Below are 22,519 nucleotides of genomic sequence, written 5' to 3'. Positions count from 1 at the left end.
AGGTCGGGAAACAGATGGACATACTGGACGAAACGGCTGAAAAGCCGAAGGACGACGCCGATGTGCGGGTCGGCCGGCGTGTGCGTGCGCTCAGGCTGGAACGCAATCTTTCGCTGGCCGAGCTTTCCGCCAAGGCCGGCGTTTCGATCGGGGCGCTCAGCCAGATCGAGCGCGGCCTGTCCTCGCTTCGCGTCAAGGTGATCTGGCCGCTCGCCGCCGCTCTCGACATTGAGCCCTCGGCGCTGATTGCTGACGGCAACGACGGCGTCAACGATCTCTATTGTGTACGCGCCAACAGTCGGCGCCAGATCCCGGTGAAGTCGGAAGGCATCGCCAAAGCGCTGCTGTCGCCGCCGGCCGCCACGCTCACCGGCATGCTGGTGACGGTGGAAGCCGGTGGTGGCACCCTCGAAGCCTACGCCCATCCCGGCCACGAATTCGGTTTCGTCCTGTCGGGCGAAGTCGAACTCGTGATCGATTCAACCACCTATGGGCTGAAGACCGGCGACAGCTTCGCCTTCAAGAGCACCTTGCTGCATGCTTTCCGCAATCCGGGCGCCGAGCGTTGCCAAATCCTCTGGGTCAACACGACCAAGCCGTCCGAGGTTCGCGATGGCGCCTGAACCTCTCGTCCGGCTGGATGCAGTGTCGAAGATCTTTCCTGGCGGCGGCGTCGGGCTGGACGCCGTCGATCTCGACATTGCCCGCGGCGAGTTCCTGACCTTGCTCGGCCCATCCGGCTGCGGCAAAACCACCAGCCTGCGGGTGATCGCTGGTTTCGAAAGCCCGTCGAGCGGACGAGTGCTGCTCGAAGGCCGTGACGTTACTTCGCTGCGGCCGTTCGACCGTCCCGTCAACACCGTGTTCCAGGACTATGCGCTGTTTCCGCACATGGACGTCGCCGAAAACGTCGGCTTCGGCCTGTCGCTGCGCAAGCTTTCCGGGGTAGAACAGGCAAAGCGCGTCGGCGAAGCGCTCGACATGGTTGGCCTTGCCGAAAAGCTCGGCGCCCGCGTGTCCGAATTGTCGGGCGGCCAGCGCCAGCGCGTCGCGCTTGCCCGCGCGATTGTCTGCGAACCGCGTGTGCTGTTGCTCGACGAGCCGCTGTCGGCGCTCGATGCGCATCTGCGCGAACAGATGCAGGTCGAATTGAAGCGGCTGCAGTCGCGGCTCGGCACGACCTTCGTCATGGTCACCCACGACCAGACCGAGGCGCTGTCGATCTCCGACCGCATCGTCGTCATGAACAAGGGACGCATCGAGCAGATCGCGCCGCCGGCCACGCTCTATGACCGGCCCGCCACCAAATTCGTCGCCAGTTTCATCGGCACGATGAACCTGCTGCAGTCGCGCTTTGTCGGCCGTGACGGCGATCGGTTGCGTTTCGCCGCCGGCGCCTTGCCGCTCGAAGCCACATTGGAAACCGGCGAAGCGCCGGGAGAAGGCGCGGTGCGAACCATCGGTGTGCGTCCGGAGGATCTTCTGGCAGCGACCGAAGCTGCGACCGGCACCGCGCCGGTGCGGGTGAGCAGCGTCGTCTTTCACGGCCGCACCTTGCGCCTGCACGCCGAATTGGGGCAGGGGATACCGGTGGTGATCGATGCGCCACGCCGGGCGGAAGGTTTTCAATTCAGCGTCGGCGATGTGGCGCATATCAGCCTGCGTGGCGGCGCTAACTGCCCTATGCTACCCGGCTAATCTGATCCCCGTCCTTTCCAGAAAACCGGAGCATCACCCATGAGCAATCACCTGAACTTCTTCATCGACGGCAAATGGGTCGCGCCCGTGGTGCCGGCAACGCTGGATGTGATCGACCCGTCAACCGAAGAGGCCTATACGAAAATCTCGGTCGGCTCGAAGGCCGATGTGGATCGCGCCGTGGCAGCGGCGAAGGCAGCCTTTCCGGCCTTCTCGCAGACCAGCAAGGCCGAGCGCCTGCAGCTGCTGAAGCGCATCCTCGAAGTCTACAACGAGCGCTACGAGGACATCGCGCAGGCCGTCAGCCAGGAAATGGGCGCGCCGATCACCTGGGCGCGCGAGGCGCAGGCCTGGGCGGGCAGGGCGCATATGGAAGCCACTATTCATGCGCTGGAGGATTACGAATTCAGCGAGAAGCGCGGCACCACCATGGTGGTCAAGGAGCCGATCGGCGTCTGCGCGCTGATCACGCCGTGGAACTGGCCGCTCAACCAGATTGTCTGCAAGGTGGTGCCGGCGATCGCCGCCGGCTGCACCGTCGTGCTGAAGCCTTCCGAGATCGCGCCGATCAGCGGCATCGTCTTTTCGGAAGTGATGGAAGCGGCCGGCACGCCGAAGGGGGTCTACAACATGGTCAACGGCACCGGTCCGGATGTCGGACAGGTCATGGCCGGCCATCCCGACGTCGACATGGTCTCGTTCACCGGTTCGACCCGTGCCGGCATCATCGTCGCCAAAACAGCGGCCGAGACGGTCAAGCGCGTGGCGCAGGAACTCGGCGGCAAATCGCCCAACATCGTGCTTGCCGATGCCGACTTCGAGAAGGCCGTGCGCAAGGGCGTCAACGCCTGTTTCGGCAATAGCGGCCAGTCCTGCGATGCGCCGACGCGCATGCTGGTGCCGGCCGCCCGCCACGATGAGGCGCTGGTGATCGCCAAGAAGGCGGCAGAGGCGCACAAGGTCGGCAATCCGCGCTCGGAAGAGACCAAGCTCGGGCCGGTGGTCAGCAACATCCAGTTCGACAAGATCCAGCGGCTGATCGAGGCCGGCATCGCCGAGGGTGCTACGCTGGTCACCGGCGGTCCCGGCCGGCCGGAGCATCTTAATCGCGGTTATTACGTGCGACCGACCGTCTTCGGCCACGTCAAGCCGGGCATGACCATCGAGAAGGAGGAGATTTTTGGGCCGGTGCTTTCGGTCATCTCCTATGATGACGATGACGACGCGGTGAAGATCGCCAACGACACGGTCTACGGCCTCGCCGCCTATGTGCAGTCCGGGGATATCGACCACGCGCGAAAAGTCGCCGGCCGCCTGCGCGCCGGACAGGTCTCGATCAACTATCCGGAGTGGGACACCTTCGCGCCGTTCGGCGGCTACAAGCAATCGGGCAACGGCCGCGAATATGCCGACTGGGCAATCCACGATTTCCTCGAGATCAAGGGCATCATCGGCTACGGCGCTTAGGGCTTAACCCGAACAGCGCCGCGCATCCAAGAAGGACGCGCGGCGCTGTAGCGGGTCAATCCGAGCTATTCGGCGGCTTCGCGAACAGGGATCAGGCGCCGCTCGACCTGTTGGAGATGCAGCCGCATCGCTGCCGCCGCGCCGCCGAGGTCACGCTCGGCGATCGCTTCGACGATGCGTTCATGGTCGGCGAAGCTGTGATGGTCCGCCGGAGGGCGGGCGCCTTCTGAACGGAGACGTCCCCACACCACGGTTCGGCGCACAGCGTTCAGGACATCGAACAGGCCGAGCAGCACATTGTTGCGGCTCGCCTGCGCAATCTGCCGGTGGAGCAGATTGTCGATGTTCTCATATTGCCGCCATGTGACGGCTTCCCGCGTCTGCACCAGCGATTGACGCATGCCTGCGATATCGGAAAGCGTGGCGTGCAGCGCCGCTTCGCGCGCAATCTCGGGTTCGATGATGAGGCGCGCGCGCATCACGTCGGCCGGATTTGTGCGTCCGGCGATTTCCGAAATGCCGATCGTCTCCTCGACCGGTCCACTGCCGACGAAGGTGCCCCTGCCGACGTGACGCCAGATGCGGCCGTCCTTCTCGAGCACTGCCAGCGCCTTGCGCAGATCGCCGCGCGATACGCCGAGGCTCTCGGACAGTTCCCGCTCGGCAGGCAGCCGTGTCTCGCCGGCATGGTCCATCTGGGCAAGATAAGCCTGAAGCTGAACCAGGGCGGCGTGGCCGCCATTACCGGGATCGTCCATCAATTTAACCAATCCGCGTATGATTTCTCTTTGTCGGTGTTAAAGCGATTAGCTCAAACCGTCAACTGCCGAGTTTTCTACGCCCGCCAGTCCGACACGGTGCAGTTTCTCCTTGACCAATCCCCTCCGTAGTCTTAACCAATTAAGGAAATGGTTACAAAAAACGGGAGGAATGACAATGGCCAGCATGACCAGACGTACCATCCTTGCCACCGCTTTTGCCGCGGCCCTGGCATGGGCACTGCCCCTGTCGGCCGCAAATGCGGGCGATATGCGCATCGCATTCGGCGACCTTCCCGGGATCGAATCCATCCAGACGCTCGCCGCGATAGAGCGCGCCAAGGAACGCGGCGTGAATGTCGAGCTCATTGTTCTCAATGACGAGGATCTGGCAGCCCAGGCCATTGTCGGCGGCCAGGCCGATGTCGGCATCGGCGCGCCCTATACTTTGATCCAGAAGGTTGGCGTGCCGATCCGGATTTTCGCGCAGATATCGACGCTGCGCTTCTTTCCTGTCGTCAACAGCGAATTCTACAAGGAATGGAAGGATCTCGACGGGCAGGAAGTCGCCGTTCAGGCGCGCGGCTCCGGCACAGAGGCTGTCATGCTCCTGATGGCGAAAAACCACGGCATCAAGCTCGGCAACATCAGCTATGTCCCGGGTTCCGAGGTTCGCCGCAATGCACTGCTCCAGGGGACCATCAAGGCGTCGATCGTCGATGCCGCCAACCGGCGCGCGCTCGAGGCCGAAGCCCCCGGCAAGTTCATCGTTCTGCCGGTCGATGATCTCGGCGCCTCGGACGAAGCGCTTTTCGCGACCGCGGACTATCTGAAGAACAACGCCGCCGACGTCGACATCCTGGTCGAGGAACTGATGAAGACCGCGCGGGAAATAACCGCGAACCCGGCTGTCGCGGTCGAGCTCCGCAACAAGTACAAACTGCTGCCGGATCTCGGCGCGGAGGCGGATAGCGAAATCACCGAATACTACAAGGAAACCGCGGACGCCGGCAGCCTTGCGCTGAATGGCGGCGGGGCGGATGCGGCCAAAGACGACTTTGCCTTCTTCAGCCTTGCCGGCCAGATCGAAGGCGACCCAGCGAGCCTCAAGGTCGAGGACTTCTGGGATGTCTCTGCGATCGACCGCGCCGTCGCCAAGCTCGGCAAGAAATAGGCGGCCTGCCGGATGGCCGTAAGCATCAGAACCGACGGCGAGCCTGCCGGCCTCGCTCCTCTTGCCAATCGCAGTGCGACGGGCGCATCGTGGGACCAACCGGTCCTGCTCAGGCTTGTGTCGATCGCCCTGTTCGCGGGAATCTGGGAGGTGGCCGGGCGCATTCCCGTCAGCTTCGCCTTTCCGACTTTTTCCGACACCATCGTCGCGTTTTTCGGGCTGCTCGCCGACGGCAGCTTGGCAACCGCATACCTCTCGACACTGCAGCCGCTGGTGCTCGGTGTTGTCCTGTCGGCGTTCCTGGGTGTCGGCCTCGGCACGATCTGTGGCCTGTGGCGCACCGGCGAATGGCTGGTGATCCCTGTGTTCATCGTGCTTCAGGCAGCGCCCGTCGCCGCCTTCATTCCGATGGTCACCTTCGTCTACGGAATAGGCATGACCGCCAAGACGCTCGCCGTCATGATCCTGGCGCTGCCGGTCATCGTGCTCAACACCTACAAGGCCGTGCGCAACGTCAACGAGTCGCTGCTGGTCATGTGCCGATCGTTCCTGGGCACACGCTGGCAGACCGTCGTCAAGATCATTCTTCCGGACGCCAGCCCGGTGATTTTTGCCGGCTTGCGCCTCGGCGTCGCTGCCGGGTTTGTCGGCGTGGTGCTCGCCGAGCTGCTGATCACCCCGACCGGCATCGGCGACCTTATCACCTTCCACCGCTCGCGCGCAGACTACGCCGAGATGTACGCAACAATTGCCTCGATCATTGCGCTTTCCACTCTCACGCTCGTCTTTCTGCAGTGGGTGGAGGTCCGTGTTTTCAGGCCCGAGAGTAGAGGTGCTTAAGATGGGTGCGACCGCATTGCGAAATGGACCGTCGCCGGTTCCCGCACCGATCGATTCAATCGTGGAAGTGAGGGGAATTTCCAAGACCTACGGCAATGTCGAGGCGCTGCGTGGCATCGACCTCGACTTTCCCAGGGGCAAGCTGACCAGCCTTCTCGGACCCAGCGGTTGCGGAAAGACGACGCTGTTGAAGATTATAGCGGGGCTGACACGGGCCGATGGCGGAACCGTCGCGATCAACGGCAAGCACGTCACGGCACCCGGCACCGAACGCGCTTTCGTGTTCCAGGATTTTGCGCTGATGCCTTGGGCGACCGTGATGCGCAACGTTGCCTTCGGACTGGAATTGCGCGGCACCAACAAGGCCGAACGCGAGGAGATCGCCCGCCGCTATATCGCCGAGGTGGGTCTCGCCGGCTTCGAGGACAAATATCCCCACGAGTTGTCGGGCGGCATGCGCCAGCGGGTCGGCCTGGCGCGGGCTTTGTCGGTCGATGCCGACGTCCTGCTGCTCGATGAACCGTTTTCGGCGGTCGACGAGCAGAACCGACGGAAGTTCCAGGAAGACCTGATCCGGCTGCGCACCAACCAGAACAAGACCTTCATCTTCGTCACGCACTCGATCGAGGAGGCGGTCTACATCTCCGATCGTATCGTGTTGCTGTCACCGAGACCCGGCCGGGTTTCGCAGATCATCGAACCGGAAATCGATCGCTCCGGTGACCCGGAGCGCATTCATCGCGACAGGCACTACCTCGATACCGTCGAGGAGATCTGGCAGGGGCTGAAGCAATATGTGGAATGACCGGCCATGACCTTGTTTGGCTACCGTGTACCAATGATGGCGTCCCTGCTTGTCTGGTGCGTCGTATGGGAAATCGTCGGACGGCTGGACCTCGTCTTTCTGCTGCCGCCGTTTAGCGACGTGCTGGTTGCAGCCGTCGATCTCGTGCAAACCCCGTCCTGGCAGAGCGCGACGGTTACAACCCTTCGCGCCTTCGCCATGGGCATGGCCCTGTCGATCGTTATCGGCGTGCCGTTGGGCGTCCTGATGGGACGCGTCAAGATCGCCGACGACCTGCTCGGCATGTGGGTCAACATCTTTTCAAGCGCACCGCTCTCGGCGATCGTCCCCGTGCTGATGATCCTGTTCGGCTTCGGCGAGAAGACGATCGTTGCGGCGGTGTTCCTGTTTGCGATCTGGATCATCGTTCTCGACACCCGCGCCGGGGTCCGCCACATCTCGCCGTCGCTGATCGAGATGGCGCGTTCCTATGGCGCCTCGCGCCCGGCACTCTACACCAAGATCATCCTCTGGGGGGCGCTTCCGGAAATCCTTGCCGGCATCCGCCTCGGCCTCATCCGCGGCGTCAAGGGCGTCGTCATCGGCCAGTTGCTCGTCGCCATCGTCGGCTACGGTGCGCTGTTCGAAACCTTCTCGCGAAATTTCCGCATGGCCGAATTCTGGGCCTTGACCATCATCCTTTTTGCCTTCGCCCTGCTGATCGCCGAACTGATCGAAAGGGCCGAAGCCAAAGTCGAATACTACGCAGGAGCAAGACAGTGAACATGCACGGCACGACCTCAAGCTATGTCATCGAACCGACCGCAGTCCCCAGCATTCAGGTGGCGGCAACCGACAAAATGTTTCCGGTGCACCGGGTCTATTGCGTCGGGCGGAACTATGCCGCGCATGCAGTCGAGATGGGACACGACCCCAACAAGGAGCCGCCGTTCTTCTTCCAGAAGAACCCGGATAACCTCGATACGACAGGGGAATTTCCGTATCCTCCGGCCTCCAACGATGTCCATCACGAGATCGAAATGGTCGTGGCGCTGAAAAGCGGCGGTACGGATATCCCGGTCGAAAAGGCTCTGGACTGCGTGTTCGGTTATGGCGTAGGTCTCGACATGACGCGGCGCGACCTGCAAGGTAAGGCGAAGGACATGGGCCGTCCATGGGAGGTCGGCAAGGCCTTCGAGGCATCGGCGCCATGCACGCCATTGGTTCCGGCAAGCTCGATCGGCCATCCAACCCAGGGAGCGATCTGGCTGGACGTCAATGGCCAGCGAAAACAGACCGGCGACCTCAACCAGATGATTTGGAAAGTTCCGGAAATGATCAGCTATCTCTCAGGTCTTTTCACGCTGATGCCGGGAGACATCATTCTTTCCGGCACGCCGGCGGGCGTCGGCGCGGTTGTTCGCGGTGATGTTCTTCGCGGTCATATCGATGGCGTCGGCGACCTCGAGGTTCGCGTTGTCTGAGGCGGCGTCGATCATTGAGCGGCTTGCCGCCGGCGCCGACGATGCGCCGGCGATTTCGGCGCCCGACAGGATCACGCTCAGCCATGGCGGACTGCGCCGCCTGATCTCCGAGACGGCGGCGCAACTGCATGCGCTGGGCCTCGGCCGTGGCGACCGGGTGGCCATCGTGCTGCCGAACGGGCCGGAGATGGCGACGGCCTTTGTCGCGGCGGCGGCGGCGGCGTCGACGGCGCCACTCAATCCGGCCTACCGGGCCGACGAGCTCGATTTTTACCTGACGGACATCGGCGCCAAGGCAATCCTCGTCGCCGAGGACGAAAGCGGCCCGGCGGTCGCGGTTGCCGAGCGCCTGGGCATAGCTGTGCTTAGGCTCATAGCACTCCGTGACGCGCCAGCCGGAAGCTTTGGGATCGAGGGTGAACCGATCGGCCCGCCGGCTGCGCCCGAATTGGCTGAGGACGGCGACATCGCGCTGTTGCTGCACACGTCCGGCACCACGTCACGACCCAAGCTGGTGCCGCTCAGCCATGCCAATCTCGCCGCCTCGGCCGCCCATATCGGCGCGACGCTCGGCCTGACGGCCGGTGATCGCTGCCTCAACGTCATGCCGCTGTTCCACATTCATGGGCTGATCGCGGCGGTGTTGTCCTCGCTCGCGGCCGGCGGCAGCGTCTTCTGCACGCCGGGCTTCAACGCGCTGCGCTTCTTCCATTGGCTTAGCGAGGCGCGGCCGAGCTGGTACACGGCCGTGCCGACCATGCATCAGGCCATCCTGCCGCGGGCGGCGCGCAATGCCGATGCATTGGCCGCCGCGCCTCTTCGCTTCATCCGCTCGTCCTCGGCATCGCTCCCGCCGCAAGTGATGGCGGAGCTTGAGGCGACCTTCGGCTGTCCGGTGATCGAATCCTACGGCATGACCGAGGCCGCGCACCAGATGGCCTCGAACCGGTTGCCGCCGGGCCTGCGCAAGCCGGGCAGCGTCGGCGCCGCCGCCGGACCGGAAGTGGCGGTGATGGCGCTGGACGGGCAATTGCTGCAGCCCGGTGAGACCGGCGAGATCGTCATTCGCGGGCCCAATGTCACCGCCGGCTACGAGAACAATCTGGACGCCAATGCCACCGCCTTCGCGCATGGCTGGTTTCATACCGGCGACCAGGGCATGCTCGACGATGACGGTTATCTGCGCGTCACCGGCCGGCTCAAGGAGATCATCAACCGTGGCGGCGAGAAGATCTCGCCGCTCGAGGTCGACGACGTGCTGATGGATCATCCGGCGGTGGCCCAGGTCGTCACCTTCGCCACGCCACACGACAAGCTCGGCGAGGAGGTCGCGGCTGCGATCGTGCTGCGCGAGGGCATGGCCGCCACCGAAGGCGACATCCGCAGCTTTGCCGCGCTCCGGCTTGCCGACTTCAAGGTGCCGCGCATTGTCCTGATCTTGAACGAAATCCCGAAGGGCGCGACGGGCAAGCTGCAGCGCATCGGTCTCGCGACCAAACTGGGTCTTGCGAAACCCGGGCTGGGATGATGCGGATCACCATTTTTGGCGCCGGCGCGATCGGCGGCTATCTCGCGGCCAAACTTGCCATGGCCGGCCGCGTCGATCTGTCGATCGTGGCGCGGGGCGCTCATCTCGAAGCGATCAGGACGGCCGGGCTTTGCCTGATCGAAGACGGTCATGAATCCGTCGCCTCTGTCAGGGCCGCCGCGCAGGCGCAAGAGCTAGGTGTCCAGGACTACGTCGTGCTGGCCCTCAAGGCCCATTCCGTCGCACCAGCGCTCGACCAGATCGCGCCGCTGCTGGGCGAGGGGACGGCTGTCGTCACCATGCAGAATGGCGTGCCGTGGTGGTACTTCCACAAGATCGGCGGTTCGCTCGAAGGCACGCGGTTGCAAGCGGTGGATAACGGTGGAGTGATCTGGGACCGGCTTGGGCCGGATCGCGTCATCGGCTCGGTCGTTTATCCCGCGGCCGAGGTGGATGCGCCCGGCCTGGTCCGCCATATCGAGGGAAAACGCTTCTCGCTTGGTGAGCCCTCGGGCGAGAAGAGTGAACGTGTCACGCGGCTTGCCGAGGAGATGGTTGCGGCGGGGCTGCAGGTGCCGGTTCGCGACGACATCCGAAGCGAAATCTGGGTGAAGCTGTGGGGCAATCTCTCCTTCAACCCGATATCCGCGCTGACCGGCAGCACGCTTGCGGCAATCGCTGCCGACGAGGCAACCCGCACGCTTGCCCGCGCCATGATGCTGGAGGCGCAGGCGATCGGCGAAAGCCTCGGCGTCCGTTTCCCGATATCGGTCGACCGTCGCATCAAGGGGGCCGGCGACGTCGGCGAGCACAAGACGTCGATGCTGCAGGATCTGGAACGCGGCCGGCCAATGGAGATCGACGCACTGGTAACGGCGGTCCAGGAGCTTGGCCGGCTGACCGGCCAGCCGACGCCCACCATCGACAGCGTTCTGGCGCTGGTGCGCCGCCTCGCCATCGAGCGCGGCTGCTATCTGATATGAGACACGAGCTATCAGGCGCTCGCCTTAAGGAGGTGGGTGGAACGCCCTTGTGAAGAAAGAAGCTTCACAGCCTCTTTGTCAAAGGAAACGAAGACTTCCCCGCCCAGCCAGCTACCATCATAGGCAATCACACCATCAGCAAAATCACCACCAGCATCAAGGACCGATAGACCAGCTTCAACTGCGGGCCGATTGACCACGACATTCTCCGTATTCAGCAGGGCACGGATCGCGGCGGAAATGTCCTCACAGGCAGTCTTATATTGGCGGGCCAAGACCCAAGTGAATTCACAGAGGGATTGTAAGCTTACAGCCACGATATCCGCGGTTGCCAGCAACTCGACAGCGGCACTCGCCTGCTTGGCATCGTCAGCCACATAGGCGCGCAGCAGAACATTCGTATCAGTCGTGATCTTCATTCTTTGCCGGCCCCGGCGGCCGCACCAGCCTCGGCAATTGCCTCATTGATTTCCTCAATAGTGAGAACTTGGCCATTCGTCTTCCCTTTCAGGAAGCCATGAAGGTCCCGAAACGATCCCTTCGGCTGCGATGCCTTTAGCTCTGCCCGGCCACCCGGTAGCAAATCCAGTTCGATTTTTTCTCCCGGCTTAATGCCGAGGTGTTGGAGCACATCTTTCCGAAAAGTGACCTGCCCCCGTGCCGTTACGGTCAGTGTCGTCATGGCAGAATCTCCTAATTGGTAACCTGAAATATAATGCAAAAGTGCATTACGTTCAAGCGCCGGCCTTCCCCGGCCATCAGGCGGCAGCCGATTCGGGCGGAACGCCTACATCTAAGCCCCTATAAAGAGCTCGGACGCTGGCATCTAAACGGCCACGACGATTTTTTGCCGGCTATGTAAGCGCAAAGCGAGGCCGCAGCCTCAAATCGTCCTGACATACGCCGCAAGCTGGTCGGCCACGGTTCCCCAGCCGTCGAAAAAGCCCATCTCCTCGTGGTTCTTTCGTGTCGCTTCATCCCGGTGGATGGCTGTCGCGGTGTAGCGCGTCGCCTTGCCTTCCGGCTGCAATGCTATGACCGCTGTGATGAATGGGTCCCCTGACGGCCGATAGCCGGGCAGCAACGCATCGGTCCACACCAGCCGCTCGTTCGGCACGATGTCGAGGTAGCAGCAGTGGCGGTCATTGACCTCCTTGCCATCAGGCGACTGCATGCGGGTCCTGAACAGCCCGCCAGGTCTGAGGTCGATCTCGCAATCAGTGACGATCCACGGCTTCGGTGTGAACCATTGCCGAACATGCTCGGGCGTCGTCCAGGCTATCCACAAAAGCTCGCGCGGCGCGTCGACGACGCGCTCGAGGACGAGGTCGAGTTTCGGGTCGGGTTTGAACAGCGGAGCCATGCTCATTTGTCTTTCTCCTTGAGTGCCATGACGTAGTCGTCGAACTGGTCGAGGCGGCGTTCCCACAGCGCGCGCTGCTCGACCAGCCAGTTTTCCGCAAGCTTCAGTGGCTCAGGCGCAAGCCGGTAGGTCCTGACACGGCCGGCTTTTTCGGACCGCACCAGCCCGCAACCTTCCAAAACCCTGAGATGCTCGACGAAGGAGGGCAGGGCCATGTCGAATGGCTGGGCTAGCTCGCTGACCGAGGCCGGGCTTCTGTTCAGCCGCTCGACAACTCGGCGGCGCGTTGGATCGGCAAGCGCCCGGAAGATGCCGTCGATCGGCGGCTGGCTGGCGGAGTGCAGGCTTGTCGCCACGGTCATGTCGTCCTCGCGTCACTGGACTTAATTTATATTACTTAGGTAAAAACCTTAGCATTGGCAAGCGCAAAAATTCTGAGGATGCCTGCGGGGTCGCCGCTGGCAATGTCTGAAGGGTGGTTTACGGTGCGCCAGATTCGATGAGCGATCAGTCCGAGGGCCAAAAATTTGACGATCACGATGTACGGCATCACCAATTGCGACACGATCAAGAAGGCGCGTGTCTGGCTGGAGAGCCATGATGTCGCCTATCGCTTTCACGACTACAGGATCGAAGGACTCGACTCGGATCGGCTCGACGGTTGGTCCGGCAAGGTCGGCTGGGAAATCCTGCTCAACAAGGCGAGCACGACATTTCGCGAACGGTCGGACAAGGACAGACTGAGTCTCGACGAGAAGAACGCCAAGGCGCTGATGCTGGCCAACCCGACGATGATCAAGCGGCCGATCCTCGATCTTGGTGATCGTATCCTCGTCGGCTTCAAGCCTGATGTCTATCAGCAGGCTGTGGGTGGGTTGAAGTAGCGGGACGGCGACGCTTTTTATACGCTCCAGTTCGAGAGCTTGCTTGCCGCGCCGGTCTCAACTCCGCCAGGCGAATTGGGTCGCGGGAAAAACCTTGGCCTGCCTGGCCGAGAGCGCGTTCCACGTTTCGCGGTCGCGTCGGTCCGGTTCGATCGTCTCGGCGATGCTGGTCATCGCATCGGCAGCCTCGGAAAACCGCTCGAACCATCCGACGCCGACCGCCGCGCTGATCGCCGCGCCGAGCGAGGAGGCTTCAGCATTGTGACCCTTGTGGATCGAGATCCCGGTTGCGTCCGCGATCATCTTTGTCCAAAGCTTGCTGTTGGCGCCGCCGCCGATCGCCACCATTTGCTCCGGCGAAAGACCATGGCTGCGCATCTCTTCGAGAGCCCGGGCGGTTTGCAGTGTCATCGCCTCTAATCCCGCACGATAAAAATGACCGAGCGTGTGCGAGGGATGCATGCCGATGAAGCTTGCGCGTGCGCTCGGATCCCAATGCGGATCCATGCAACCGACCAGGGTGGTGCCGGCGAGAAGTCCGTCCGAGCCGATCGGGACGGCCGCCGCTTCCCTTTCCAGGCGGTCGAAGATCGCCGGATCGGAGCGTCCGCCGGCAAACATGTCGACGAACCAGTTGACGAAATAGACACCCGCCCGCTGCACTGCCTCGAGGAAATAGCCATCGCCTGTCGGCGAGGTCATGGTACGCCAGAAGGCGCCGACCACCGGTTCCCGCGACCAGATTCCCGCGATGATTGCAGTTCCGAGATTGAGATAGACGACGCCGTCGCGCATGGCATTGACGCCGAGCCCGGCGCATTGCCCATCGCCGCCGGCGGCAATCACTGGCGTACCTTCGGAAAGGCCCGTCGCGGCGGCGGCCGCGGCATGAACGGTCCCGACCCGCGTGCCGGACCGCACCGCATTGGGAAGTTGCGACAGCTTGATGCCGAGATGATCGAGGAGCGGCTGCGACCACGCCTTGAGCGAGATGTCGAAGAGGCCGAACGGATCGGCGCTCGTCCAGCTCGCACTCGGCGTTCCCGTCAATTTCAGCGTCAGATAGCCGTGCACGTCGAGGATTTTCTGCGCATGGTCCAACCGTTCCGGCTCGTTCTCGCGCAGCCATTTCAGGCGGTAGACGACCGGCGTCACATCGATCGGCTTGCCGGTGATCGCGTGCAGCCGCTCACGGCCGATTTCCGCGGCGAAACGGTCGACCAGCCCGGCGGCACGTTCGTCGAGCCAGAGGCTCGCGGGTCCGATAGGCTCGCCGGCTCCGTCGATGAGCGCTACGGTCTCGCGCTGGTTGGAGATCGCGATACCGGCGATGCGTTTCGGGTCGACCGCGCCGACAAGCTGCCGCAGTGCCACTATTGCGGCCCGCCACCAGTCGGTGACCTCCTGCTCGACATAGTCCGGCCTCGGCTTCATCAGATCGAGCGGCGCGCGGCCTTCCGCCATGGCTCGTCCGTCCCGGCTCCAGGCAATCGCCTTGCAGGATTGCGTGGAACTGTCGAGGCCGACGACAAGAGGTCCGTCGCTGCTGCCCATGATTGTCCTCCCGAGACGATGAGTTCCACCGGTGCTGGTTAGTCCAAGTGCCGGTTATTCCAAGAGAATGTTCGCGGTGGCCATGTCGGTGACAAAATGTGTCGCGTATCCGCCGCCGAGCCCGGCCCTGATCGCCCCCATTTTGCGGGCGCCACCGGCGGCGCAGATGCGGACCGGCACCGCTTTCAATTCATCGAGCGTGATGCCGACGGTGCGTCCGTCGAGCGGCGTCGCGAAAGGGGCTCCCTGAGCGTCGATGAACCGCCCGATGATGACCCCGAGCGCTCCCTGCTCGATCATGCCGGCAAGTGCGGCGGCATCCGATATACCGGCTCGGGCATAGGTGCTCTCCGGCCCGATATCGCCGATCCCGAAGATAACTTTGCGGGCGGCACGGATCATGCGGAACTGGTTGACGAGCATCGGCTCCTGCATGAGTTGGTCGTGCAGTTCGTCGGTGGAGACGATCGCCGGGGCAAGCAGGTTTATGCAGCGGGCGCCGAGCCGGTTGGCCATTAGCGAGGTGCAGAATTCCGGCGAAAAATCGCTGGTGCCGATCGAGCTTCCCGAGAGCTGGACGACGGTGAGGTTCCGATCATGCCGTAGTCGTGGGATCGAGCGGGCGGCAGCGAGCACCGTTTTTCCCCAGGCAACGCCGATCGTGTCACCCGGATCGACCATCGACGCCAGCAGCCGTCCTGCCGCTTCGCCGATGCGGCGGTCGGCATCGTTTGGATCAAGGTCGGGGATAACCGCGGCGCCGCGAAGCCCGTATTTTTCCATGAGACGCCGCGAGGTCAAGGTGCGGGCAAAAGCGTCGTGATCGACCTGCACGGCGACAAGTCCGCTTTCGCGTGCCTCCTGGAGATAGTTTACCACGCTCGCCCTGGAGACGTTCATGACCTTAGCCACATCGCTCTGGTTAAGTTGGTCGACATAGTAGAGCCAGGCAGCCCACGCCACCGCGCTGTCGAATTCGGGCGGCAGTGCCGAGAGCCCAGATGGTCGGACCATTTCGATGTCGGCGTTGGCATTCATGTCCCTTTTTCCGCAGGTTTGCAGAACGAAGTCAAGCGTTGCGGGGAAATGCTTGACAAAAGACAGCGATAGGTGACTATTGTTCGATGCGCAGCGCGCCTGCGTCTCGATTAGAGAGTTGCCCCACAAGAGGACGCCATGACCAATCCGGCAGCCGGATCCTGGACGACTTTAATCGACGACATTTTGGACGGGCGCTGGACCAACCCGGAGACCGGGAAAAAGGCCGTCGTGCCATATGAGCGGATCGTCATCGAAGAAAGCCTCGAAGCGCGGGCGGCCGATCTCGTTTCTGAGCTCGACCTGGGTGAGCGGTTCACGGTCGTTGCGGATGCCGCGACCTATGATGCGCTTGGCGAACGCGTTGCGCGCGAACTGAAGACGCTCGGCCCCGTCAATGTCGTGATATTGGATCACCCGCATGCCGACATGGCCAACGTCGAAAGCCTGGCCGTCAAACTCGCGGATGCGGATGCCGTGATCGCGGTCGGTTCCGGGACGATTAACGATCTCTGCAAGTTCGTCACCGGAAGGAATGGACGGCGCTACTGCGTGTTCGGGACGGCCGGTTCGATGAACGGCTACACATCGACGACCGCATCCATCACACTTGAAAGCGGCCTGAAGGTATCGCTCCCTTCCCACGCGCCATCAGGCTTTTTCGTCGATCTTGGCGTCTCCGCTGCCGCCCCGACCTATCTGTCGGCGGCGGGGTTCGGTGACTGCCTTTGCCGCTCGGTCGCCCAGATCGACTGGTGGATGTCGCACCGTCTGCTTGGCACTGCCTACCATCAGGTTCCGTTTCTGATCCAGGAAAAGGATGAGGCGGCGCTTAACGAGCGTGCGGCAAAGCTTGCCGAACGCGACATCGAGGCCAATGGCTATCTCTACCGCGTGCTGACGCTCTGCGGCCTCGGCATTTCCTTCACCGGCGTCTCCAATCACGGTTCGATGGGCGAGCATCAGATATCGCACTACATCGACTGCTTCGCCGGCGAGCGTCACCCCGGTACGCTCCACGGCACCCAGGTCGGTGTCGCTTCACTCACCATGGCGCGATTGCAGCAGGCAATGCTTGCAAGCGACCAGCCGCCGGTGGTGAAGGCGACGAGGATCGATCCTGACGACATGGTCCGCCGAATGGGGCCGGCTGTCGCCGCACAATGTCTCGACGAACTGAAGAAGAAGGCCTTCGACGAGAATGCCGCCGCCGCGTTCAACGAGCGGCTGCAGGAGCTCTGGCCGACACTCAGGCAGGAGCTCAAGCAATTCATGGTGCCTGTCGACGAGATGCAGCGCCTGCTGAAATCTACCGGCGGGCCTATCTCAGCGGCCGAATTGGGCACGCCGGCCGATTTTTACCGCGAAGCCGTCGTTCATTGCCGGGAGATGCGCAATCGCTTCTCGTTCCTCGACATTGCTGCGGATGCAGGAATGCTGGAGGATTTTGCGCGCGGGGAGGCCTGACCGGATGCGCGACCTCGCCGAATTCGAACCCGAATCTGCGTCGCGCATTCGCGGCGTCTTCTGCGATATCGACGACACCTTGACGACCGAGGGTCGTCTTCCTGCCGACGCCTACCGGGCGCTCGAGCGCCTGCACGAGGCGGGCCTCGTCGTCGCTCCCATTACCGGGAGACCGGCAGGCTGGTGCGACATGATTGCCCGGTTCTGGCCGGTGACCGGCGTGGTCGGCGAAAATGGCGCTTTTTACTTCGCTTATGATCAGGCAACGCGAAAGATGATCCGGGTTTTCGCGGCGAGCGCCGAGGAACGCCGGGAAAACAGGCGCAGACTCACCGAACTGGAAAGGCGCATTGTCCAAGACGTGCCGGGTTCGGCCGTATCCGCCGACCAGCAATACCGCGAAGCCGATCTGGCCATCGATTTTTGCGAGGATGTTCCGGCGCTGCCGCTGTCCGATGCTAGGCGCATCAAGCAGATTTTCGAGCAGGCCGGCGCTGTCGCCAAGATTTCGTCGATCCATGTGAACGGCTGGTTTGGCCGATACGACAAGCTGTCGATGACGCGCCGCTTTGCGAGCGAGAGGCTGGGAGCCGATCTCGATGCTGAAAGGCAGGCCTATGCATTCGTCGGAGACAGCCCGAACGATGCCCCGATGTTCGGGTTCTTTCCGAACTCGTTCGGGGTCGCGAATGTGATCGACTTCCAGGGACAGATCGACGCCGAACCCGCTTTCGTCGCCAGGTCGCGGGGTGGCCGCGGCTTCGTCGAGATTGCCGATATGGTCCTGGCAAACCGGAGGTCGGGAGTGGTCTGATCGGCTGGCGCGAAATGTGCCGGCCGCAAAAGACGCAAAGGATGTGCTGCAAGCGATGGAACAGAACCAGGGACGGCTTAGGCAAGATTCAATGCCAGTCTGCTTTCAGATGAAAGCGAGCGCTATGCTCCAGGCGACATCGCACAGCACCTTCGGCTGCCACCGCGATGCCGGCCGGTGGATCTCACAGCGAGCTGCCCGTCTCCTGGTCGGTGATGAGGCCGGTGAAGAACCCTTTTTCCAGGAGCTTGGCCATGATGCCGACCTTGTTCTTTCCGCCGGAAACAAGGATGCGTTTGGGAATGTTCAGCGTGTCGAGAGGATAAACCCCGACAATGCGTTCGTTGACGGGATGGTCGACGAGTTCGGCGTTGCGGTCGAAGAAGTAGCCGAGAAAGTTCCCGATCGGCTTCAGTCTCAGGACGTCGTCGAATTCCTCGTCGGTCATATAACCGACGCTCCGAAGCGTCGAGCTGGTTGTGCCGCCGACGCTCATCAGCGCAAGATCGGCGTTCAGCGCCTTCTGGATAACCTCGCGCGCGCTCGGTTGCTGCAGGATCGTCTCGCGGCTTTCGCGGCTGTCGCAGATGATGGGTCCAGGGAGATAATAGGATTCGGCCTGGGTGCGCTGGGCAAAGACGGCGGCGGCGTCATATTTGTCGATCGACGACCGGCGCGACAGAGAGCCGAGAAGCGGCACGACGGTCACGTTCCTGAGCGCCACCGGTTCGATGTTGGAGGCGAGCCATCTCATGGTTCGGCCCCATGCCATGGCGACCGTCATGTCGTCCCTGAGCAGCGTCTCGACGGTCTGCGCGGCATAGATGCCGATCACTTCGGAGAGCCCGAGCTCCGACCCGGTGTCATCAGGCGTGACGCTGCATATGTCGAGCCGGTACTTCCGCCTGAGCTGTTCTTCCATTTCGAGCGCCTGGGACGTCCCGGCGTTGATGCGGATCGAGACGATGCCGCGCTCCTTCGCCTCGGCCAGCAGCCTGTGGATCTTGGTGCGGTTGATCTGCAGCCGCTCGGCGATGGCCTGCTGCGTTTCGCCCAGCACGAAATATTGATGGGCAACCCGAGCCAGCAGACCGATCGACGTCATGAGCGTTCTCCGATGCTGGTGGCGCATCCGTCTGAATGCCGCTGTCGCTGGCCAACAAGTGCTTGCCACGGACATGGTGAAGATATAGCATTTGAACAAATGCACAAGATATGAACATTTGTGCAGCGCAAAACGAAGCGGTTCGGGAGGAACGCGTGCGGGTTGCCCAAGCCAGACGTTTCGTCATTTCGGACCACCCGCTGCCCTGGCTGCTGCCGCTGGTGGCGATCCTGCTTGTCTTCACCGTCTACCCCCTGATCTACAACATCTGGCTCAGCTTCCACGAGTTCGTCCCGCGCAGGCGGGCGCTCGAATTCGTCGGAACGGAAAACTGGGTACAGCTCTGGAACGACACCCGGTTCTGGCAGTCGCTCGTCATCACCTTCACCTATTTCGCCATCGCGCTGGTCTTTGAGCTGGTGCTCGGCATGGCGATTGCGCTGCTCCTCGACAGCGACGGCTTCGGTTTCGGATTCCTGCGCGGCGTGCTGACGATGACGCTTGTCATCCCGCCGGCCATTGTCGGCATGATGTATCTGCTGATGGAGGATCCGCAGTTCGGGGTGATCAGCTACGTCCTGCAGTCGATCGGGGTGCTCAATCCGAACAACCCCATCCTCGCCACGGCGTCGACCGCGCTTGCCGGCGTTCTCGTCGCGGAGATCTGGCAGTGGACGCCGTTCATGGTGCTCATCTTCCTTGCCGGTCTCAGGGCGCTGCCGCCGGAGCCTTATGAGGCCGCGATGATCGACGGCGCGTCGTCGTTCCAGATTTTCCGGCGCATCACCCTGCCGATGATGTCGAAGGTGATCGCGATCGCCGTCCTGGTCCGCGGCATCGATCTCTTCCGGGTCTTCGACTACGTCTTCGTCATGACCTCCGGCGGGCCGGGAGCGTCGACCTATTCGCTTTCCCTCTATGCATGGCAGCAGACGTTCAGCTTCGTAAAATGGGGCTATGGAGCCACGCTCAGCCTCGTCACCTTGGTGATCATCCTGGTTATTGCCAACCTCTTCATCCGTATCGCCAAGGTGAGATGGTAGAATGAACGGCTCCTTCTCGACCCGCATGCTTCGCACCATCGCCGCCTGGGTTGTGGTCGCAGTCTTCTTCTTTCCGATCTACTACTGGACGTCGGTGGCATTCAAACACGGCAATGACATCTTCAACCGGCCGCCGAAACTGTTCGCCTTCACGCCGACCTTCGACAATTTCCAGAAGGTGTTCGGGATCTCGCTGGGCAGCGGCGGCATCACCGTGACGCCGGGCGGCGGCAACTTCTACATGGCGCCGCGCGTCTGGGATTCGATCGTGATCGCGACGCTGTCGACCGTGCTCGCCGTCGTCATCGCCACGCTTGCCGCCTATGCCCTGTCGCGCATGAACTTCCGCGGCCGGCACAGTTTCGTCGGATGGGTGTTGTCGACGCGCATGATGCCGCCCGTCGCGGTCGCGGTCCCGATGTTCTTCATCTACAAGAATTTCGGGCTCATCGACACCTATACCGGCATGGTGCTGATCCACGCGCTGATGAACCTGCCGCTCGCCGTCCTCCTGATGAAGAGCTTCTTCGACGACATTCCCTCCGAGATCGACGAGAGCGCGATCGTCGATGGTGCCAGCCGCTTCATGATCTTCCGGCGGATCGTGCTGCCGATGGCCAAGGGCGGCATCGCCGCCACGGCGGTGCTCTGCTTCATCTTCAGCTGGACCGAATTCCTCTTTGCGCTGACCCTGACCACCACGTCGCTCAAGACCGTGCCTGTCGTCTCGTCGACCTTCGTCACCTCGATCGGCACCGCCTGGGGCAACATGGCCGCGCTTGGCGCCGCATCCATCATTCCCGCTTTCATCTTCATTCTGTTGGTTCAAAAGCACCTCGTGCGCGGTCTCACGATGGGGTCGTTGAAACAATAGATGGGAGGCTCGAATTCGCAGCCTTGTGAAAATCGCGAATTAAACCGGAGGAGTAGACAATGAAAGACAGCATCAGAAAGGCGCATCTTGCCTCTGTCACCGATCGCTTCGTTCGCGGACAGATGGATCGGCGCTCGTTTCTTCGCGCAGCAAGCATTCTCGGCCTCGGCGCCGGCGCGCTCGGCATGGGCTTGGGACGACGTCCGTTCTACGGCATCAGTCAGGCATCGGCTCAGGAACAGGAACTAAAGCCCAGCGCCGAAGTCACCAAATGGCTCTCGGATGTCGGCAAGCCCTTTGCCGGAACGACGCTTCGTCTCGCCACCGAATCGACGCCGCCGTCGAATGCCATCGCCACGCAGCTCAAGCAGTATTTCGAGGAGGCGACCGGCATCAAGGTCGAGATCGAAGTGCTGCCGCTCGAGCAGGTGCTGCAGAAGCTGACGCTCGACGTTGCATCGAGCCTTGGCACTTACGACCTCTACTATATCGACCAGAGCTGGGCGGCGAGCTTCAGCCAGGACGTCTTCGATCCGCGCGAGCAGCTCAAGAACGCCGACCTGGCAATGCCGAACTACAACATCGACGATTTCCTGAAGCCGCTCGTCGACGGTATCGCCATGTACGAGGACCGCATGGTCGGCGTGCCCTACGACATCCCGATCTTCATCATGCAATACCGCAAGGACGTCTGGGACGAGCTCAAGCTGCCGCCTCCGGCCACGCTGGACGATTTGCTGCAGGCGTCCGCGGCAATCACCGACGCCAAAGGCCCGAACATGTACGGCACCAGCGGCCAGATGAAATCGGGCCACTACAGCCTCGAATGCGATTGGACGGCGTGGCTTTGGGGCCATGGCGGTTCGATTTTCGGCCCCGACGGGAAATTCACCGGCAACGACGAGGCTGGCTTGGCCGCCATGGCCTACTGGGACAAGCTCAAGGCGACGATGCCGCCCGGCGTCGATGGCTGGACATGGGATGGTGAGGGCCAGTCGGTCGGCCAGGGCGTCGCCGCCTCGATGCTGTCCTGGGGCGAATTCTTCCCGTTCTTCGACGATCCCAAGGCCTCCAAGGTCTCAGGTCTGATGGAAGCGATGGTTCCGCCGAAACCTGCAGCCACGCTGCGGACGGTCGAGCAGACCGGATTCGGCGAAATTCCAGGCGTTGGTCACCAGGGCGGTTCTTCGCTCGCGGTGTCGAAATATTCGAAGAGCCCGGATGCTGCGTGGATTTTCATGCAATGGGCGACCTCAGCCGATACCCAGGCGCTGATAACCGTTCTGGGTGGCGGTACGGGCCCAACGCGCACCAGCGTCTATGACGATCCGCGCGTGCTGGCCAATGCGCGTGTCGGCGCCGGCACGACCCGCCACTTGCCGGTCGTGCGCGACACCATCGCCAACTACATGGGATCCGAGCCCGACCTGCCGGCATGGGCAGAACTCTCGAGCGACATGATCCCGGTTGCGCTGGGCAAATACTTCGCCGGCCAGTCGGGCTCGGCCAAGGAGTCGCTCGACGCCCTGAAAACCCAGGTCGACGATCTCGTCGCTAAGGGCTGAGTGTTGCCGGGGGGGGGGGGGGGGGGGGGGGGGCGGGCGGGCCGCGCGCACCAGAACCAACGCAAAAAAAAAAAAATAAAAACAAAAAAACAAGAA

Annotated in this window: 24 protein-coding genes; 16 read left to right on the top strand and 8 right to left on the bottom strand. The window is 62.5% G+C overall.

What is annotated here, in order from left to right; all coding sequences use genetic code 11:
* Positions 1–14 precede the first annotated feature (14 nt).
* The 3 genes from AC0L3L_RS01995 to AC0L3L_RS01985 are packed head-to-tail and all read left to right on the top strand — an operon-like array spanning position 15 to position 3,165.
* A complete protein-coding gene (locus AC0L3L_RS01995; RefSeq protein ID WP_473529511.1) occupies positions 15–623 on the top strand; it encodes a cupin domain-containing protein in 609 nt (202 codons plus the stop codon).
* On the top strand, positions 613–1,698 hold the full coding sequence (locus tag AC0L3L_RS01990; RefSeq protein WP_473636348.1) for an ABC transporter ATP-binding protein: 1,086 nt from the start codon (positions 613–615) through the stop codon (positions 1,696–1,698). Before AC0L3L_RS01995 ends, AC0L3L_RS01990 begins: the two co-directional genes overlap by 11 nt.
* 39 nt (positions 1,699–1,737) lie before the next feature.
* Complete coding sequence (locus AC0L3L_RS01985; protein WP_473636347.1) at positions 1,738–3,165, top strand: aldehyde dehydrogenase family protein; 1,428 nt, start codon at positions 1,738–1,740, stop codon at positions 3,163–3,165.
* A 65-nt stretch (positions 3,166–3,230) separates the two neighbouring features.
* Here AC0L3L_RS01985 and AC0L3L_RS01980 read toward each other — a convergent pair whose 3' ends face one another.
* A complete protein-coding gene (locus AC0L3L_RS01980; protein ID WP_352952949.1) occupies positions 3,231–3,923 on the bottom strand; it encodes a FadR/GntR family transcriptional regulator in 693 nt (230 codons plus the stop codon).
* Between the two features lie 178 nt (positions 3,924–4,101).
* Between AC0L3L_RS01980 and AC0L3L_RS01975 the strand changes: the two genes are divergently transcribed.
* Genes AC0L3L_RS01975 through AC0L3L_RS01945 form a run of 7 tightly spaced genes read left to right on the top strand, consistent with a single transcriptional unit; the run spans position 4,102 to position 10,716 of the window.
* A complete protein-coding gene (locus AC0L3L_RS01975) occupies positions 4,102–5,097 on the top strand; it encodes an ABC transporter substrate-binding protein (protein ID WP_473636346.1) in 996 nt (331 codons plus the stop codon).
* 12 nt (positions 5,098–5,109) lie between these two features.
* The gene (locus tag AC0L3L_RS01970; RefSeq protein WP_473529507.1) at positions 5,110–5,937 is read left to right on the top strand and encodes an ABC transporter permease; all 828 of its coding nucleotides are present in this window, start codon (positions 5,110–5,112) and stop codon (positions 5,935–5,937) included.
* Between the two features lies 1 nt (position 5,938).
* A complete protein-coding gene (locus tag AC0L3L_RS01965; protein WP_473529506.1) occupies positions 5,939–6,742 on the top strand; it encodes an ABC transporter ATP-binding protein in 804 nt (267 codons plus the stop codon).
* A 6-nt stretch (positions 6,743–6,748) separates the two neighbouring features.
* On the top strand, positions 6,749–7,504 hold the full coding sequence (locus tag AC0L3L_RS01960) for an ABC transporter permease (RefSeq protein WP_473488259.1): 756 nt from the start codon (positions 6,749–6,751) through the stop codon (positions 7,502–7,504).
* A gap of 2 nt (positions 7,505–7,506) precedes the next feature.
* On the top strand, positions 7,507–8,205 hold the full coding sequence (locus AC0L3L_RS01955) for a fumarylacetoacetate hydrolase family protein (protein ID WP_473488307.1): 699 nt from the start codon (positions 7,507–7,509) through the stop codon (positions 8,203–8,205).
* On the top strand, positions 8,171–9,733 hold the full coding sequence (locus AC0L3L_RS01950) for an acyl--CoA ligase (RefSeq protein WP_473636345.1): 1,563 nt from the start codon (positions 8,171–8,173) through the stop codon (positions 9,731–9,733). The genes AC0L3L_RS01955 and AC0L3L_RS01950 overlap by 35 nt, the downstream gene beginning before the upstream one ends.
* Complete coding sequence (locus tag AC0L3L_RS01945) at positions 9,733–10,716, top strand: 2-dehydropantoate 2-reductase (RefSeq protein ID WP_473636344.1); 984 nt, start codon at positions 9,733–9,735, stop codon at positions 10,714–10,716. Before AC0L3L_RS01950 ends, AC0L3L_RS01945 begins: the two co-directional genes overlap by 1 nt.
* An 11-nt stretch (positions 10,717–10,727) precedes the next feature.
* On the opposite strand, the gene AC0L3L_RS01940 is transcribed toward AC0L3L_RS01945, so the two are convergent.
* The 4 genes from AC0L3L_RS01940 to AC0L3L_RS01925 form a co-directional block, all read right to left on the bottom strand.
* Positions 10,728–11,135 carry a type II toxin-antitoxin system VapC family toxin gene (locus AC0L3L_RS01940; protein ID WP_473636343.1) on the bottom strand — a complete coding sequence of 136 codons (408 nt, stop codon included), beginning with the start codon at positions 11,133–11,135 and terminating at the stop codon, positions 10,728–10,730.
* Positions 11,132–11,398, bottom strand: coding sequence for an AbrB/MazE/SpoVT family DNA-binding domain-containing protein (locus AC0L3L_RS01935; protein ID WP_473529502.1), 267 nt, complete (start codon positions 11,396–11,398; stop codon positions 11,132–11,134). Before AC0L3L_RS01935 ends, AC0L3L_RS01940 begins: the two co-directional genes overlap by 4 nt.
* Before the next feature lie 201 nt (positions 11,399–11,599).
* Complete coding sequence (locus AC0L3L_RS01930; RefSeq protein WP_473529544.1) at positions 11,600–12,079, bottom strand: SRPBCC family protein; 480 nt, start codon at positions 12,077–12,079, stop codon at positions 11,600–11,602.
* A gap of 2 nt (positions 12,080–12,081) precedes the next feature.
* Positions 12,082–12,441 carry an ArsR/SmtB family transcription factor gene (locus AC0L3L_RS01925; protein ID WP_473636342.1) on the bottom strand — a complete coding sequence of 120 codons (360 nt, stop codon included), beginning with the start codon at positions 12,439–12,441 and terminating at the stop codon, positions 12,082–12,084.
* Between the two features lie 165 nt (positions 12,442–12,606).
* Between AC0L3L_RS01925 and AC0L3L_RS01920 the strand changes: the two genes are divergently transcribed.
* A complete protein-coding gene (locus tag AC0L3L_RS01920) occupies positions 12,607–12,963 on the top strand; it encodes an ArsC family reductase (RefSeq protein WP_473636341.1) in 357 nt (118 codons plus the stop codon).
* A 57-nt stretch (positions 12,964–13,020) separates the two neighbouring features.
* Here the strand turns inward: AC0L3L_RS01920 and AC0L3L_RS01915 are convergent, their stop codons facing one another.
* Together AC0L3L_RS01915 and AC0L3L_RS01910 are read right to left on the bottom strand one after the other, a co-directional pair.
* On the bottom strand, positions 13,021–14,517 hold the full coding sequence (locus tag AC0L3L_RS01915; protein WP_473636340.1) for a xylulokinase: 1,497 nt from the start codon (positions 14,515–14,517) through the stop codon (positions 13,021–13,023).
* Positions 14,518–14,571: 54 nt separating this feature from the next.
* The gene (locus tag AC0L3L_RS01910) at positions 14,572–15,555 is read right to left on the bottom strand and encodes a sugar-binding transcriptional regulator (protein WP_473636339.1); all 984 of its coding nucleotides are present in this window, start codon (positions 15,553–15,555) and stop codon (positions 14,572–14,574) included.
* 138 nt (positions 15,556–15,693) lie between these two features.
* On the opposite strand from AC0L3L_RS01910, the gene AC0L3L_RS01905 reads away from it, so the two are divergent.
* On the top strand, positions 15,694–17,022 hold the full coding sequence (locus AC0L3L_RS01905; RefSeq protein ID WP_473636338.1) for a sn-glycerol-1-phosphate dehydrogenase: 1,329 nt from the start codon (positions 15,694–15,696) through the stop codon (positions 17,020–17,022).
* A gap of 4 nt (positions 17,023–17,026) precedes the next feature.
* Positions 17,027–17,836 carry an HAD family hydrolase gene (locus AC0L3L_RS01900; protein WP_473636337.1) on the top strand — a complete coding sequence of 270 codons (810 nt, stop codon included), beginning with the start codon at positions 17,027–17,029 and terminating at the stop codon, positions 17,834–17,836.
* Positions 17,837–18,020: 184 nt separating this feature from the next.
* On the opposite strand, the gene AC0L3L_RS01895 is transcribed toward AC0L3L_RS01900, so the two are convergent.
* Positions 18,021–18,941, bottom strand: a complete 921-nt coding sequence (locus AC0L3L_RS01895) for a sugar-binding transcriptional regulator (protein ID WP_473636336.1) — start codon at positions 18,939–18,941, stop codon at positions 18,021–18,023.
* Between the two features lie 155 nt (positions 18,942–19,096).
* Between AC0L3L_RS01895 and AC0L3L_RS01890 the strand changes: the two genes are divergently transcribed.
* From AC0L3L_RS01890 to AC0L3L_RS01880, 3 genes are read left to right on the top strand one after another with little or no spacing between them, the layout of a single operon-like run.
* Entirely contained in the window at positions 19,097–19,984 is an 888-nt protein-coding gene (locus tag AC0L3L_RS01890; protein ID WP_473488247.1) for a carbohydrate ABC transporter permease, read from the top strand.
* Between the two features lies 1 nt (position 19,985).
* Positions 19,986–20,858 carry a carbohydrate ABC transporter permease gene (locus AC0L3L_RS01885; RefSeq protein WP_473636335.1) on the top strand — a complete coding sequence of 291 codons (873 nt, stop codon included), beginning with the start codon at positions 19,986–19,988 and terminating at the stop codon, positions 20,856–20,858.
* 59 nt (positions 20,859–20,917) lie between these two features.
* Positions 20,918–22,423 (top strand): ABC transporter substrate-binding protein, encoded by a 1,506-nt coding sequence (locus AC0L3L_RS01880; RefSeq protein WP_473636334.1) that lies wholly within the window; start codon positions 20,918–20,920, stop codon positions 22,421–22,423.
* Positions 22,424–22,519: the final 96 nt, after the last annotated feature.

This window comes from Mesorhizobium sp. WSM4849, from assembly GCF_055811385.1.
This window is presented reverse-complemented; position numbering and strand designations above follow the sequence as displayed.